Source organism: Oleiphilus sp. HI0067 (assembly GCF_001635735.1).
In genome coordinates this window covers 1-997 of sequence record NZ_LWFI01000417.1, presented here as the reverse complement: position 1 = coordinate 997, position 997 = coordinate 1, and the positions used below count along the sequence as shown (strand labels likewise).

The window sequence follows — 997 nt, the reverse complement described above, 5'->3', positions numbered from 1 at the left end:
GCTCTGCAGCAAAAGATTGATGCCTTTTATATGAACTTGGCGGAAGGTTTAGATTGGGATCAGGAAGAGGGCGCATCAGAAAGTCGATATCGGTTTACAGATGGAATATTGCCCAATGAGGTGAAAGAACAGGCCTATAACATCAAACTAGATTTTGCATCGCTATGTCGTTATCTCGATGAGATTCGTGCTGAACTAAATCGTAGTGTGGACGAGAAATCTGACTGTGGTTTGAATAAAGAAGAGGCAGAGCAATGGTACCCAGTGATCGGTTCGCACTTTAACCGTGCCGATGGGCACTATGCTTTGTGGCAGTTCTATTCAAAAGATTCTAAGCCCGATGATCAGCCAGATGCGCGATGGGCGACCTTGCGTGACTATGAAAATGGTTCAGACATCTATTTGTTTGGCAGCCCACTGAGTGCAGGAGGCTTATTAAATGTTGCGCTTTGGAAGCGTGCTTACGGCGCCGTGTTGACTTCTGCAACACTCACTGCACTCGGAAAGTTTGATCATTTACGACACAAGGCAGGGCTTCCTCAAGGCTCGGTGTATCATCGCGTACCAAGTCCATTTGATTTTCAGCAAGCGGGTCTATTAAGAGTACCGCCGATGCGTTCATTGCCGAATCAAGCACAGGCGCATACGCAAGAGTTGATCGATGATCTTGAAGATTGGATCGAAGATCATAAAGCAGTGCTTGTGTTGTTCAGTTCGCGCAAGCAGATGAATGACGTGTTTTACGGAGTCGATCGTGACTTGCGTGAAGATATGTTGACCCAAGACGATATGGGTAAGCAGGAATTGATTCAGCTGCATAAGAAAAAAATAGATCAGGGTAAGCGCAGTATTTTGTTTGGTCTGGCGTCACTTGCCGAGGGCATCGATTTGCCAGGTAAGTATCTGACGCATGTTGTTATTGCCAAAGTGCCGTTTGCTGTGCCGAATGATCCTTTAGAGCAAGCGATTGCTGAGTGGATTGAAAGTCAGGGGCGTA

The 997-nt window shown here is 46.4% G+C and carries 1 protein-coding gene; it reads left to right on the top strand.

All coding sequences use genetic code 11. The annotated features are described in order from the left end of the window. Nucleotides 1-997, top strand: a 997-nt coding sequence (locus A3739_RS04865) for a helicase C-terminal domain-containing protein (protein WP_304440257.1), incomplete at both ends; no start/stop codon positions are given.